The 13,429-nt window shown below is 62.3% G+C and carries 14 protein-coding genes and 1 pseudogene; 12 read left to right on the top strand and 3 right to left on the bottom strand.

Features of this window, described 5'->3' with window-relative positions; genetic code table 11:
• Positions 1-599 precede the first annotated feature (599 nt).
• Complete coding sequence (locus AOT87_RS00320) at positions 600-998, top strand: hypothetical protein (protein WP_174814222.1); 399 nt, start codon at positions 600-602, stop codon at positions 996-998.
• On the opposite strand, the pseudogene AOT87_RS29560 reads toward AOT87_RS00320, so the two are convergent.
• Positions 914-1,375 (bottom strand): annotated as a pseudogene (locus AOT87_RS29560) (acetyl-CoA acetyltransferase); the annotation flags it as partial. The gene AOT87_RS00320 and the pseudogene AOT87_RS29560 sit on opposite strands and share 85 nt — an antisense overlap.
• Positions 1,376-1,501: 126 nt before the next feature.
• On the opposite strand from AOT87_RS29560, the gene AOT87_RS00310 reads away from it, so the two are divergent.
• From AOT87_RS00310 to AOT87_RS00275, 9 genes are all read left to right on the top strand, one after another.
• A complete protein-coding gene (locus tag AOT87_RS00310) occupies positions 1,502-2,146 on the top strand; it encodes a TetR/AcrR family transcriptional regulator (protein ID WP_007168379.1) in 645 nt (214 codons plus the stop codon).
• A gap of 49 nt (positions 2,147-2,195) precedes the next feature.
• Positions 2,196-2,636, top strand: a complete 441-nt coding sequence (locus AOT87_RS00305) for a PaaI family thioesterase (RefSeq protein WP_007168380.1) — start codon at positions 2,196-2,198, stop codon at positions 2,634-2,636.
• Positions 2,637-2,688: 52 nt separating this feature from the next.
• A complete protein-coding gene (locus AOT87_RS00300) occupies positions 2,689-3,585 on the top strand; it encodes an alpha/beta hydrolase (protein ID WP_007168381.1) in 897 nt (298 codons plus the stop codon).
• Complete coding sequence (locus AOT87_RS00295) at positions 3,582-3,848, top strand: hypothetical protein (protein WP_007168382.1); 267 nt, start codon at positions 3,582-3,584, stop codon at positions 3,846-3,848. The genes AOT87_RS00300 and AOT87_RS00295 overlap by 4 nt, the downstream gene beginning before the upstream one ends.
• A gap of 529 nt (positions 3,849-4,377) precedes the next feature.
• Positions 4,378-5,826, top strand: coding sequence for a group II intron reverse transcriptase/maturase (gene ltrA / locus AOT87_RS00290; protein ID WP_007168383.1), 1,449 nt, complete (start codon positions 4,378-4,380; stop codon positions 5,824-5,826).
• A gap of 746 nt (positions 5,827-6,572) precedes the next feature.
• Positions 6,573-7,163 carry a TetR family transcriptional regulator gene (locus AOT87_RS00285; protein WP_007168385.1) on the top strand — a complete coding sequence of 197 codons (591 nt, stop codon included), beginning with the start codon at positions 6,573-6,575 and terminating at the stop codon, positions 7,161-7,163.
• Between the two features lie 87 nt (positions 7,164-7,250).
• Complete coding sequence (locus AOT87_RS00280) at positions 7,251-8,552, top strand: cytochrome P450 (protein WP_007168386.1); 1,302 nt, start codon at positions 7,251-7,253, stop codon at positions 8,550-8,552.
• Between the two features lie 11 nt (positions 8,553-8,563).
• Positions 8,564-8,755: a ferredoxin gene (locus AOT87_RS27435; protein WP_074021704.1), complete on the top strand. Its 192-nt coding sequence runs from the start codon at positions 8,564-8,566 to the stop codon at positions 8,753-8,755.
• 132 nt (positions 8,756-8,887) lie between these two features.
• Entirely contained in the window at positions 8,888-9,904 is a 1,017-nt protein-coding gene (locus AOT87_RS00275) for an LLM class flavin-dependent oxidoreductase (RefSeq protein WP_033717470.1), read from the top strand.
• Positions 9,905-10,096: 192 nt separating this feature from the next.
• Here AOT87_RS00275 and AOT87_RS00270 read toward each other — a convergent pair whose 3' ends face one another.
• The gene (locus AOT87_RS00270) at positions 10,097-10,966 is read right to left on the bottom strand and encodes a metal-dependent hydrolase (RefSeq protein WP_033712834.1); all 870 of its coding nucleotides are present in this window, start codon (positions 10,964-10,966) and stop codon (positions 10,097-10,099) included.
• Positions 10,967-11,042: 76 nt separating this feature from the next.
• Here AOT87_RS00270 and AOT87_RS00265 point away from each other — a divergent pair, with 76 nt between their 5' ends.
• Positions 11,043-11,747 carry a TetR/AcrR family transcriptional regulator gene (locus tag AOT87_RS00265; protein ID WP_057969459.1) on the top strand — a complete coding sequence of 235 codons (705 nt, stop codon included), beginning with the start codon at positions 11,043-11,045 and terminating at the stop codon, positions 11,745-11,747.
• A 26-nt stretch (positions 11,748-11,773) separates the two neighbouring features.
• Here the strand turns inward: AOT87_RS00265 and AOT87_RS00260 are convergent, their stop codons facing one another.
• Positions 11,774-12,442: a TetR/AcrR family transcriptional regulator gene (locus tag AOT87_RS00260; RefSeq protein ID WP_023900852.1), complete on the bottom strand. Its 669-nt coding sequence runs from the start codon at positions 12,440-12,442 to the stop codon at positions 11,774-11,776.
• A gap of 134 nt (positions 12,443-12,576) precedes the next feature.
• On the opposite strand from AOT87_RS00260, the gene AOT87_RS00255 reads away from it, so the two are divergent.
• Positions 12,577-13,413, top strand: coding sequence for an SDR family NAD(P)-dependent oxidoreductase (locus tag AOT87_RS00255; protein WP_007168393.1), 837 nt, complete (start codon positions 12,577-12,579; stop codon positions 13,411-13,413).
• Positions 13,414-13,429 lie beyond the last annotated feature (16 nt).

Here is a 13,429-nt window from a genome sequence, read left to right as displayed (position 1 = left end):
TCAACAGAACAGGAGGACACCCCGGCGGCACTGACCGCCTAAACCACCAAGTCGAAGAATCACACGACGACGTCGTACACCACGTCCCTGGACTTGACCCCAACCCCGTCTCCCGCCGTTGGTACTGGCCGGCAGGTCATACCGAGATCATGAGGCATAGTTTTCGATTCCCGCTACCAGCAGTGCGACATTCGATCGGAAATGCACCGTCGAGTGCGGTCAGGGGGTCGAATCTGCGAGACCGGCTTTAGGAGAGCGGTCAAGCCCTTCTGGTTGAGGTCCAGAAGGGGTGTCTGAGCTGGTCATATAGCGCCATCGCACACCAAGCGAAACCACCGCGTGCCGACCAGTGCAGATAGCGGGTTTCAGGCTGCTGTGGTACGGGTCTCGTTGGCATAAGTGTGTCGTAGCGCGTGAACGAGCGCACCCGACCGTTTCCCGGATCGGACAGGTGGTTGTGGTGAGTGGTGCGGATCGGTGCGGATGTGTTGCATTGGTAGGCAGTCGATTTGGCGACAAAGGGTGCGGACAAATGGGGACACAGATGATGTTGGTCAGGATGGTAGAGCACGACGATGGGTGCGTCCTATGGTTCCCACGTGGTGAACATCAATTCGAAATCGGCAGCGCGCAAGCGTGTCCGGGAGGCGCAGAACAAGGCCAACGAGGCACGTCTGGAGCGTGAGCGTCAAAATGTCGATGACGCTGCGTCGTTCCTCGTCGAGCTTGGGCGGCTGGCCGCCGTCGACGAGTGGGAGCGCAACCGTATCCTCGAGATACACGCAGAGGGAGAGCGGCGCCGTCACGAACACCGCCAGGCCGGCGCGACAGCGTTGGCCCGGATGCAAGGCCGCGGTGAAAGCCTCACTGCGATCGCTGAACTGGCGGGAGTCAAAGTCGGTGAGGTAGCACACATCTCGGCTGGGCTCAATCCGGGACGTGTGTCGCCAAGTGACTCATCCTGTGCATCAACGGGTTTCGGATCGCGGAGCGCATGACCCGATTTGACTCTGCGGGCGGACTCGCCGGTCTCGGCTCCGACGACCAGCACCGCATCGCTGATACCGCGCACAATGTCCCCACCAAGGACCTCGACGAGGTATTGCGGTGTATTGCCGCCAATCGGGCAGCTGATGCGACGCCGGGGCGCCAGCCCAACCGCTTCGGCAATTCTCGACGCGGGATTGTCACGCGGAATCATCAGAATGCCCGGTGTCGCCACCGTATCGATCCGATGCCCGATCGCAGCGCCCGCGTCTTGCAATGCTCGACGCGCGGCTTCGCAAGCCAAATCGATGGGATCGACGACGCTGTCGCCGCGGTGCGTGATCTCACCGACCGCGACGACAACGGGAGTGCGGGGCGGAATCGCCAACGGTCAGGTCACGTTCATCGTCGGCACCTTTGTTGCGACATATTTGCGATATTGTCACATAAGTAGCCATGCGACAACCGGTTGGGTCGTTAATTCACGATCGGTCCGAGGCTGCATACTTGCTTCGTGACGAAGAAATCGTTGCGCTGGGGCACGGCACCTCCCACGACCCGCGACGTCGCCCGAGACCTCCTGCTCGATGCCGCCGAAGCGTGCCTGGAGGGCAAGGGGCTGCCGGGCACCACCATGGAGGACATCGCCAGACAGGCGGGGGTGTCGCGCGCCACGGTGTACCGCTACTTTCCAAGTCGTGAATCCGTCGTTTCCGGTGTCATCCTGCGTGCGGCCGAACGCTACCTAGACCGCATGCGTCGACGGATCGCAGTACATCGCGATTTGGGCACGGCAATACTCGATTTCGTCGAGGTCACGGTACGCGCCGCTCATCGCGAGCCGACAATCGGATTGCTGTTCGGCAGTGACGAGGAACTCGCCGGCGTGGGGTTGGCCAAGGGAACGTCGGTGGCTTTGTTTGAACTCGTGGCCGAGTTCCTTCGACCTGTCTTCGCTGCGCACTGGGACCAACTCGAGCCCGGGGTGTCGGTCGACGATGCCGCCGAATGGATCCTGCGAACCGTCCTCAGCCTGCTGTCGGTCCGCGGCCCCAGACACCGCAGCCCCGAAGGCCTCGATGCCTTTTTACGCCGATTCCTGCTTCCAGCTCTGCTCACCAACACCCAGCCTTGCGTCGATGCAACAAGTGCAGAGTAGTGTCTCAAACCATCGCATCGATATCCGTGGATGAGAAGGGGCGCTAACCATGGAGTTCGCGCAGTTCAATCAGCAGATCGCCAAGGAATTGCAGAACGCGGCGGCAACCACGGGAGGACTCTCCAAATACCTGGATTTTCGCCACACCGAGTTCGCCGCCGGGCGGCTGGTTGTGCAGATGGATGCTCGGGACGACCTTTTGACTCCGTTCGGCAATCTGCACGGCGGATGCCTGTCAGCAATGGTCGACCACTGCTTGGGCGTGGTGTTTTACCCGGTGATCCCCGCTGGATCGTGGGTCGCCACAACCGAATTCAAGCTGAACTTGCTGCAGCCCGTGTCAAGCGGAGTATGCGTCGCCGTCACCGAGATCATCGCGCTGGGCAAGCGCAGCGGTGTCGCCAGAATCGACATCACCAACGACGGGCGCGCGGTATGTGCCGCCCAAGGAACAGTGACCGTCGTTAGCCCTAGGGGGAATTCCTCGTGATGAAAAGGACCGATGGTATTGTCGTCCGACTTCACAACGGCGAGCGCACCCGATGACCGTTACGCTCGAGCGATTCCGCACCACAGACGGCGTCACCCTCACGGCGGATTGCTACCGGCACGACGCTGCCCGCGCCGTTGTGCTGCTCCTGCACGGCGGTGGTCAAAACCGACACGCCTGGGCGACCACAGCGCGCCGCTTGCACGCTCGTGGGTACACGGTCGTCGCGTATGACGCCCGAGGTCACGGCGACAGCGCGTGGGACCCTACCGGAAGATACGACCTCGGACGGCTAGCGTCCGATCTGCTGGCCGTGCGTGAACACGCGAGCACCGACCGCCCGCCGGCCGTCGTCGGCGCATCCTTGGGCGGCATGACCGTCCTGGGCACGCACTTGCTGGCGCCCGCCGACCTGTGGGGAGCCGTCGTCCTGGTCGACATCACTCCGCGAATGGAGTTTCACGGAGCACGCCGCGTCGTGTCGTTCATGGCCGCCCATCCTGACGGGTTCAGCACGCTCGACGACGCCGCGGACGTCATTGCCGAATACAACAGACATCGCACTCGGCCCAAGAACCCGGACGGACTCCGTAAAGTCTTGCGGCAACGCGACGATGGTCGGTGGATCTGGCGATGGGATCCGGCCTTCATCACTTCCAACTTCCAGTTTCTGCAAGGTGACCCCGCGACTGGTGCCGAAAAGTTCGACGCGATCAGCGAACTGCTTGTTGAAGGGGCCCGCCGCGTGCAGGCACCCACTCTTCTGGTGCGCGGCGTCCTTTCAGATGTGACATCGCAGCAGTCGGTCGACGAATTCCTCAAGGTCGTACCGCACGCCCAAGCGGTGGACGTCTCCGGCACCGGCCACATGGTCGCAGGCGACGACAACGATGCCTTCACCGCAGCCGTCGCCGGATTTCTCGACCGCACGATAAGCACTTCAGCGTGAAAAGCTCTGGGCTATCTGGCGCAGCCCGGGCTGGCCGCGCCAAAATCATGGCCGAGCTCGGCATCAAGGGGATCAGTCCGCGGAGGTTTAAGACCACCACGGTGGTCGATCCGGCCTCGTTTCCGCCGGATCTGATCGGCCAGCGCTTTGATAAGGGCCGACTCGACGCGGTGTGGTCCTCGGATATCGAGCGCCGTGAGGCGCTGTTCAACCGAACGGAGGTGAGAGACCACCGTCGCCGAGCCATCGCAGTGGCCCGGTAGAAGCTGGGGGCAGCCTGATCTAAAGAGACTTTGGTGAGGGTGGGAAGCAGCCCCGACAACGCCGGGACGGCCTGGTACTGCCAGACGGGTCGGGTCCGGCTAGCGAGACGGGAAGGTGTACGCGAGGAACCAGCGGCTGAACGCCTCTTAAGAGAAGACCACCAGCTCCAACCTGGCGGATGCGGGCTGGGCAGCGACGCGCACCCGCCCTGAGGGCGGGGAACTCGTGGGCCGGTTGATGTCGCCGGTTCGGGAGGTCACGGTGAAGGACTGCGGCGTAGCCGTGACGAGGTCGCAGGGGCATAGCTGGACACCTCACCCGTCAAACGGTTGACAGTGAACACGGGAACCACCGCGCCGGTCCCCGGTCAGATCCGGCAGCCAGCCGGGCTGGAGGGGTAGGCAGTCGTCGGCTGATGCCGGTGTGGTGGGGCGGAGGAGCCGTAGTAGTCCGAGGCCGGGAAAGCCGGTCGCATGGCAAAGGGCTCCAGCGGGTTCGCGGCGAGTACGCAGACTGTGGAGGTCACTTGTGAATACGAGTGCTTTGTGGCCCGACCCGGACACGGCCGAGCTGCGGGTACGCAGGATGCAACGCAAACTGCACCATTGGGCGGTTGATGAAAGCGACCGCTGTTTCGATGATTTGTACAACCTCGTTTATGACCCCGCATTCCTCACCCTCGCGTGGGAGCGGGTGCGGACGAACAAGGGTGCGCGCTCAGCCGGTGCCGATGGGACCGCACCGCGGTCTGTCGGTGCGGCAGAGGCGGTCGGACTGCTTCAGCGGCTCCGCGAGGAACTCAAGGAGCGGATATTCCGGCCGGATCCGGTGCGGGAGGTGATGATCCCGAAGGCGAACGGCAAGCTCCGCCGCCTGGGTATCGCGACCGTCGCCGACCGGGTCGTGCAAGCTTCGCTGAAGCTGGTGCTGGAGCCCATTTTCGAGGCGGACTTTCATCCGTGCGCATATGGGTTCCGGCCGGGCAGGCGAGCCCAGGACGCCATCGCTGAGATCCATCACCTCGCCAGCGGCTCACGGGCCTATCACTGGGTTTTCGAGGGAGACATCACGGCGTGCTTCGATGAAATCTCGCATTCGGCCCTTATGGGCCGGGTGCGGCGACGTGTCGGGGACAAACGCGTTCTGGCCCTGGTGAAGTCGTTCCTCAAAGCCGGGATTCTCTCGAAAGATCTCGGCTACCGGGACACCATCACCGGCACTCCGCAAGGCGGAATCCTCTCACCACTGCTCAGCAATGTCGCCCTGTCCGTTCTCGACGAGCACTTCGCCGCGAAGTGGAAGGCGCTCGGCCCGGAATGGACACGTGCCAAGCATCGACGCGCCGGAGTTCCGACCATGAAAATCGTCCGCTACGCAGACGATTTCTGTGTCATGGTCCACGGCACTCGCGCTGATGCCGAAGCGCTTTGGGACGAGATCGCAGCAGTGCTCGCGCCGATGGGCCTGCGCCTGTCGGTCGAGAAGAGCAGGATCTGCCACGTCGACGAGGGGTTCGAGTTCCTCGGCTTCCGCATCCAACGGCAGATCAAAAGGGGCACGACCAAGCACTACGTCTACACCTGGCCGTCGAAGAAGGCACTTATGTCCATCACCGACAAAGTCAGGAATCTGACGCGGCGACACAAACATCGAACGCTCGCTGATCTGCTGCGCCAACTCAACCCCGTCCTGCGGGGATGGTGCAATTACTTCCAGCACGGGGTGTCCAAACGCACCTTCGACTACCTCGACCACTTCACATGGTGGCGGGTGGTGACTTGGATGCGCAAACGGCACCACGGGCTGGCGTGGGGCGTCTTCCATCGACGGTTCCTGCCCAATTGGCAAATCCGCGAAGGCAAGACGGCGATGTTTCGGCCGCAGAAGGTAGAGGTCACCCGATACCGCTACCGGGGCACGAAAATCATCACCCCTTGGACAGCGAGGCCGACGGACATCACTGCACCAGTGGCCTGAATCCGTGGAGAGCCCGTTGCGGAGAAATTCGCTCGGCGGGTTCGGAGGGCGGGCCGGGGAAACGGATCGGTAGAAATGCCGACACCGCGCCCCGGTCCGACCCCTACACCTATCTGGGCTGCGGGGAGGGCGACATGTTCTTGTGCGCGATCCGCGACGAGCACTCGCGGCGGGCACTGGGTTGGGCTGTGGATGATCACATGCGCACCGAGTTGGTCACCGTGGCCGTGCAGCGGGGGGTGTTCGCGCGCGGTGGGCGCTGCGCGGGTAATGCTGGGACAACGTCGGCGCCGAGTCGCTGTGGTCGAGTTTCAAACAGGAATGCTACTACCGGCACACCCTACGCGACCAAAGCGGAATTGATTGCAGGAGTTGACAATTGGATGAACTTCTACAATAATCAACCAAGGCATTAAGCGATCGGGACGCGCTCACCTATCGACTACGAGCGGACGCTGAACCCTGTCGCGGAAGCAAGTTATCCGTGTCCATTTTTTCAGGGGAACCCCAGACTTCGATCGCGACGTTGGCATCAGCTCGAAGCGTGGCGGTCGCCAAGCCGATGTCGCGAGTTCCACCGGATGATGACAGTGCCATGGTGAGAAGTAGCGGAACCCGGACAGCCAAACCGGCGAAGTGCATTGTTGTCGGCGTGGTCCTCGATAGCCCCGACGGAACACTTGTGCAAGACGCATATCCTGCTCACCATGCCAACAGAGTCCGTTCGCCTCTCGTTTCGCCGGCATATGCGTGAGCAAGTCTTGAGGGCTGCCCGGACCCTCACTATCGAGAAGGGCTGGGATCGCGTTCGCATGGGTGAAGTCGCAGAGCTTGTCGGCGTGTCCCGCCCGACGCTCTACAAGGAGTTCACCGATAAGCAGGGACTGGGCGACGCGCTGGTTGTGGCCGAAGGCGAACGCTTCTTGAATGGCATTCACGCAGTTTTGGCACAACACGCCGGAGACGTCGGCGGGGGCATCACCGCTGCGGTGTCGTACACACTGAAGGAAGCGGAAGCGAGCCCGCTCTTGAAGGCGGTGCTGACATCGAACCGGCCTACGGACAGGACGGTCGCTGAGTCAACCGGTATGTTGCCGCTCCTGCCGACCTCTGCGTCGCTACTGGAGCTGTCCTCGGCAGCCCTCGTGACCTGGTTCAACGAGCACTTTTCAGGCCTGGACGCCAATGACGTCAATGATGTCGCCGATGCACTGGTAAGGCTGACGGTGAGTCACGTCGTGCTTCCGACCGCCGACGCCGAGACGACCGGGGAGCGCATCTCGCGGATCGCACTTCGCTATTTGGGCGTTCATTCCTCCGCAGGCGAGGCGCGTTAACACTAAGGATTTTATGTTCAAATGTTGACTCTGAAGGAATAATTGTAAACACTTGGAGTGGGGCCGCACGAACCTTAGGAGATTCTCATGATTGCCAGCACGACGTCCGCACTGAAAACGTCGGCGGAGCGGCGTTCAGCACGTCCATATGATTCTGCCGACTTGTCCTCGACTGCATTTTGGGCCGGCACCGCCGCCGACCGGGAGAAGACATACGCCGAACTGCGCAAACGTGCTCCCATCAGCTGGCACCCGCGAGTCGAGCACACCATGATCGACGACGGGAACGACCGGGGCTTTTGGGCTGTGGTTACGCATCCGTTGCTTGTCGAGGCGACCCGGCGACACGACGATTTCCTGTCAGGTCAGGGCATTGTCATGGAGTCGATCCCGCAGGAATTGCTCGACACCGCTCAAGGCTTCATTGCGATGGATCCGCCGCGTCATACCAAGATTCGACGATTGCTGGCATCCGCATTCACGCCGAAGCAGATGCGACTGATCCACCATCAGATCGAGGCCAACGCGAAGCGCGTCGTCGACGACCTGGCTCCACAGGGCAAGGCCGACTTCGTCGACGAATGCGCGGCGTTGCTGCCGATGCACAACATCTTCGACATGATGGGCGTGCCGGACTCGATGCGCCGCGACATCGCGTGGGAATCACGGTATGCCGGTGGGTGGAGCGACCCCGAGGTGATGGGCGACGACCCAGTCATACCTCGCCTTTTCCAAGCGATGGGATTCCTAGGCGACGGCGCCCGCGAAATCATCGCTGCACGTCGCCGGCAGCCCGAAGACGACCTCATGACGAACCTCGTTCAGGCTGAAGTGGACGGTGAAAAACTCACCGAAGATGAGATCGTCTCGTTTTTCATACTTCTCACGATCGCTGGGAACGACACCACGCGCCAAAGCACCAGTCATGCGATGAAAGCCTTGACCGACTTTCCCGATCAACGAGCGTGGCTGATGGAGGATTTCGACGGACGAATCAAAGGAGCGGTCGAAGAGTTCGTCCGGTGGGCCACCCCGATCATGACCTTCCGCCGAACGGCAGCTCGCGACTGCGACCTGGGCGGACAACAGATCACCGAAGGTGACAAGGTCGTACTTTTTTACAGCTCGGCCAACTGGGACACCACAGTGTTCACCAACCCGGAAAAGTTCGATTTGTCACGGGACCCCAACCCGCACGTGAGCTTCGGAGGTGGAGGTATCCACCACTGCTTGGGCAATCAGCTGGCGCGGCAGCAACTCGCCGCGCTCTTCCGGGAATTGCTGCACCGCCTGCCTGATATTGAAGTCTGCGGGCCACCCAGCTATACCGTTAGCACTTTCTTCCACGGGGTGAATCATCTTCCCGTCCGCTTCACCCCGACTACGTGAGGCAGCGTGGCATGAAAATCACAGTCGACCGCGATCGATGCTCGTCAATCGGGATGTGTGAAGGCCTGGCTCCCGACTTCTTCGAGGTCAGTAACGATGGGAAACTCCACATCCTGAATCCTGGGCCACCCGAATGTCACAGGGCACTGATCGAAGATGCCGTGGCGAGTTGCCCCACAGGCGCGCTCGCGTTGCACGATTGACAGACTGGCAGCAGCGAGATCCGGTGCAGCTGTTCGGCACTGGCTTCCGGCCGGTCCACGATGACTGCTCCTCGTCCAACGGGCTCGCCGACATCGCTCAGGAGCACAACACAACGCAATGGAGCCGCAGTAGTGAGTACCTTTGGACTCTCTGTCCTAGCCCCTGACCTTGCCGCGATGAAGGTCACCGCCACCGCGGCCGACCAGGCCGGGTTCGACGCGGTGTGGGCATCGGAGTTCTATACCCGGTCGGGATCCATCTCGATGGCGGCAATGGCCACCTCGACTGACAGGTGTCGCATCGGGTCGTCGATTCTCTACGGCGTCGGACGCAGCCCGCTGGTCTTGGCGACCGAGGCGCGCGATCTCGACGAACTGTCCGGCGGTCGCATCGTGCTCGGCATCGGCAACGGCACCAAACGGATGATGAGCAACTGGCACAGCGTCGCCGATACCAGCGCCCCCGCCCTGCGCGTCGAGGAACTCGTACCCCTTATTCGGCGCATCTGGAACCTGCACGAGGGACCAGTCCGCCACGAAGGCCGCTTCTACCAGATGAATCTCATCCCCAGCGGCCCGGTAGACCCGCCTGCGCGCGATATTCCGATCATCACCGCCGCGGTGCGCCCGCGGATGTGCGAAGCCGCCGGCCGGGTCGCTGACGGGCTGGCCGGGCATCCGCTCTTCACGACCGCCTACGTGGAGGAAGTCGTGCGGCCCGCGGTGGCCAAGGGCGCCGCACGCACCGGGCGCGATCCCGACGACGTCGAGATTGTGTCAATGGTCATGTGCTCCATCCACGACGACCCGGAAATCGCCCGTCGCGAGGTCGCGCAACAGATCGCGTTCTACGCATCAGTCAGAACCTACCAACCGCTGCTCGACTTCTGCGGATTCGCCAAACAGGGTGCCGTTATCCGAGAAGCCTTCGCACGCGGTGACTTTGCGGCCATGTTCGACGCGGTGACGGACGACATGATCGACGTGATGGGCGTCGCTGGCACCGCCAGCGAGGTGCGCGCCGGGCTGCGCCGCTACGAGGGGGTACTCGACCACATCATGCTCTACCCGCCGTCGGTGGGTATCGCACCTGAGCGGGTCGGCCAAAACCTCGGTGAGATGATCAAGCACTGCGCCCCCGGCCAGTAACATCCCGGTTCATGTAGGTGCGCCAGCGTCTGTGTCGACGACAACCCGCGGCGGTGAATGAGTCTCCCGTCTAATTCGAAATGACCGGTTCATCGACGGTGTGCTCCTGCCGGTACCGTAGGGATCGCCTTCGACGACGAGTTCGTAAGCCACCTAGTGCCAGTGCTTCTCTGCTCGCGCTCACCGTTGATGCTAGACGCGGCTCCCGATTCGCTGGGCGCCATCGGAGTCGAAGAGTTCTTTGGCCCAGCGTTCGAGGACTTCGGTGCTGTCCCAGTCGTCGGGGTGGAAGCCGGCGCGGGTGTAGGAACGGAAGCGCTGCACCGCGTCCGGGCTGAACAGTGGGGAACGACGGAAGGCTCGAAGGCTGCGCAGTAAGCGCAGTGGGTTGTAGGCTGCGCGGTCACCCGCCAGAGAGCGAGTGGTCTGGATGACCAACTCGGTGAACAAGATGACTGTGGCAATCCGCATTCCCCAGACCCTGGTGCGTTCGGTTCCACCGACCGTCTCGAAGACGTCGAAAGCGACGGCCTTGTGCTCGGATTCTTCTAAAGCGTGCCAGAGCAGAATCGGCCGGACCTCGGTGTCGCCGATCAGCTCTTGTGCCTCGTCGCTGGTCAGAATGATTTCGGCGAACGTCGCCGTGTAGTGCTCAAGGGCAGCCGTCACGGCCAGGCGCATCTTCGGAGAGAATCGCTTCTCGAGCCGGTCAACCAACTTCTTGATGTGCCGATCGATCCCGTCGGTCGGATAGCCCATCGCTTGGAGCCGCTCGTTAAGCAGCCGATGCTGGTGCCGGTGGGTGGCCTCCTGCGCGATGAATCCCTTGACCGCCTCTTGGAGGTCGGGGTCGCTGACCTGGTCACGGTACTGGCGCACCGATCGGATGAAGAAGTCTTCGCCCTCGGGGAACGTTGCCGACAAGGTAGAGACAAAGTGGCTCATCACCAAGTCGCCGTCGACGAAGTGCTGGCGACTGGTCCCAGCAGGCATTGCGAAACGGACACGGCGAGCCTTTGGCAGCACCCTCTTTGCTGGCCGTGTGGGCGACTCACTGGTCATGTGCTACTCCCATCTCCAAGCGGACCTCAATAATCTGACTTTATACCTAGTCAGATTTAGATGACAAACTGTGTCTATGCGTTCAGTCCGGGTGTATCGCGGAGTGTCTGCAGAGCAGCGCCATCAGCACCGGCGTACACGTCTCATCGACGCCGCTATCGAGCTGATCGGTACCCGAGGCGTGGCCGCCACCACCGTGACTGCCGTCTGCGCCGAGTCACGTGTCACCTCGCGTTACTTCTACCAGCATTTCTCCGACCGCGACGCGCTCTTGCGGGCCGTCTACCAGCAGCTCTATGCCACCTTCCAAGACGTAATAGTCCAAGCGATCCCAGACGCCGGCGCGCCACCCGACGTGTTGGCGTATGCCCCCATCCGCGCACTGGTCAACATGATCGAAGACGATCCTCGGCTGGCCCGCATTTTGTTCGTTGAATCCGCAACGGAGCCACTCCTTCGCGAGTTGCGGAGCCAATTGATGGCCGGTTTCGCCGACCTCGTGCTGCGCGAGGCCAGACTTCACCTGGATATCGCCGACTCTGCGGTGGGCGTCGCGCATCTGGCTTCAACCCTCGGTGTCGGAGGACTCTTCGAGGTTCTGCGCCGCTGGCTGGACGGCGAACTGGACTTCAGTACTGATGAACTCGTCCAACACTGCGCAGGTTTCCTGGGCAGCCTCGGCACCTACGTGCTGCTGCAGAACATAGGCGAGGCGCCGGTTCCTGAATCCGGGGCATCGGCAAACGCTCTATCGGCTCGCGGCCACGCCCGGCGATGCTGAGTGCGTGTCCGGTTTGACGCCCACGATCAGGACGGTAGCGTCCCGGGCACGTCATCGACGCTGAGCGCGTGCACCAGATAACGTTCAGCTAGGGTTTCGGCGAGCCGACTGGTGTGTTCGACGATCTCCTCCTGACTTACGTCGAGCAAGCCGGCATGCCAGGCGGTGATCAGCTCGACGAAGCCCCCAACCGCCACCAAGGTGTCCATGCGGAGCGCGGTTTCATCGGCATCCGGTCTCAGATGGGGCTTGCTCGCCGCGACCACGAGGTGCGTCGCCTCTTGCAGGGCAACAGCGCGCCGGTCTTGCAGCGGTGAGCTGCCCACGTGCTGGGTCAGCAAGATCTTTGCCCTGCCGGGATCTTGTGTGATGCGGTCGACCACCATAGAGATGGTCATGCGAATAGTCTCGAGGGGCGGCTGCCCGACGCGTTCTGCGAGGGTCGCGGAAACCTCACCGAGCATCTCGTTCCGTACCCCGTCCCAGGCGGCAACCAGCAACTCGTCGCGGGTCTTGAAGTCTTCATAGAAGTAGCGGTCGTTCAGGCTGGTCCGGGAGCAAACGCCCCTCATGGTGACTGCGGCCCAACCGCTTTCGCTCCAGATCTCGGTCGCGGCATCGATCAGACGCTGCCGACGTTCCGCGCGGCGTTCCGCGCCGGTACGCCCGCCCCATCGTTTCGCCTTCGTCCGCACATTTCCATCTTGACAAAGCAACGTAGGTCACACCAAACTGACGGCATGTGCCCACAATGGTGGCTGGTGCCACCAGTTGCTTTCGAGGCAGCGACGGAATCAACCGTCAGATCGCAGCAACGGCGGATACTCCGATGAGGCTGCTGCCGTTTGGGAATCCCCCCCGCCGGAGTGACCGTGCCGACGCGGTGATCACCGGTGCAGGCAGCGGCATTGGCCGCGCATTTGCCGTCGAGCTGGCGCGCCGGGGCGGCCGTGTGGTGTGCGCCGACATCGACGGCATTCGCGCCAAGGAGACAGCGGACCTGATCTCCAAGCTGGGCGGTCATGGCATCGGCGTTGTTTGCGACGTCTCAGACGAGCATCAGGTCCGGGATCTTGCCGATTCGGCCGAGAAGTGGTTCGGCGGCGCTCCCGGACTGGTGATCAACAATGCCGGAATTGGCGCTGGAGGCAACGTCGTCGGTGCGACATCCACGAGCGATTGGTCCGCGACGTTGTCGGTCAATCTGTGGGGAGTCATCCACGGCTGCGAAGTCTTTGTCCCGCGGCTCCGGGAACGTGGATTCGGAGGGCTCATCAACGTCGCGTCGGCGGCAAGCTTCGGTGCGGCCCCCCGCATGGCCGCCTACAACGTGAGCAAAGCGGGCGTACTCGCGCTGTCCGAAACCTTGGCAGCCGAGCTCAGCGGAACCGGCGTCACGGTGACCGTCCTATGCCCCACCTTCGTCAAAACAAATATCGTCGACAATCCACGCATCGAGGAATCGGCGGCCACGCTAGCCGCCAACTTGATGAAGTGGACCGGCGTATCACCAGAGTCGGTAGCACGAACCACCCTGGATGCGCACGACCGCGGCCAGCTATACGTCCTGCCGCAACTCGACGCCAAAATCCTCTGGCAGCTCAAGAGAACCATGCCGGGTACCTTCACCCACGCGATGGGACTCATCCAGCGAATAACGCGTTGACACAACCTAGGAGGAG

This window comes from Mycobacteroides sp. H003 (assembly GCF_001440135.1).
In the GTDB taxonomy this organism is placed as follows: domain Bacteria; phylum Actinomycetota; class Actinomycetes; order Mycobacteriales; family Mycobacteriaceae; genus Mycobacterium; species Mycobacterium gwanakae.
This window is presented reverse-complemented; position numbering and strand designations above follow the sequence as displayed.

Bases quoted from the DNA above. Each gene is read 5' to 3' on its own strand.
- AOT87_RS00300 (WP_007168381.1), top strand. From the start codon at position 2,689: ATGACCGTTACGCTCGAGCGATTCCGCACCACAGACGGCGTCACCCTC.
- AOT87_RS00265 (WP_057969459.1), top strand. From the start codon at position 11,043: ATGCGTTCAGTCCGGGTGTATCGCGGAGTGTCTGCAGAGCAGCGCCAT.
- AOT87_RS00280 (WP_007168386.1), top strand. From the start codon at position 7,251: ATGATTGCCAGCACGACGTCCGCACTGAAAACGTCGGCGGAGCGGCGT.
- AOT87_RS27435 (WP_074021704.1), top strand. From the start codon at position 8,564: ATGAAAATCACAGTCGACCGCGATCGATGCTCGTCAATCGGGATGTGT.
- AOT87_RS00255 (WP_007168393.1), top strand. From the start codon at position 12,577: ATGAGGCTGCTGCCGTTTGGGAATCCCCCCCGCCGGAGTGACCGTGCC.
- AOT87_RS00270 (WP_033712834.1), bottom strand. From the start codon at position 10,966: ATGACCAGTGAGTCGCCCACACGGCCAGCAAAGAGGGTGCTGCCAAAG.
- AOT87_RS00285 (WP_007168385.1), top strand. From the start codon at position 6,573: ATGCGTGAGCAAGTCTTGAGGGCTGCCCGGACCCTCACTATCGAGAAG.
- AOT87_RS00305 (WP_007168380.1), top strand. From the start codon at position 2,196: ATGGAGTTCGCGCAGTTCAATCAGCAGATCGCCAAGGAATTGCAGAAC.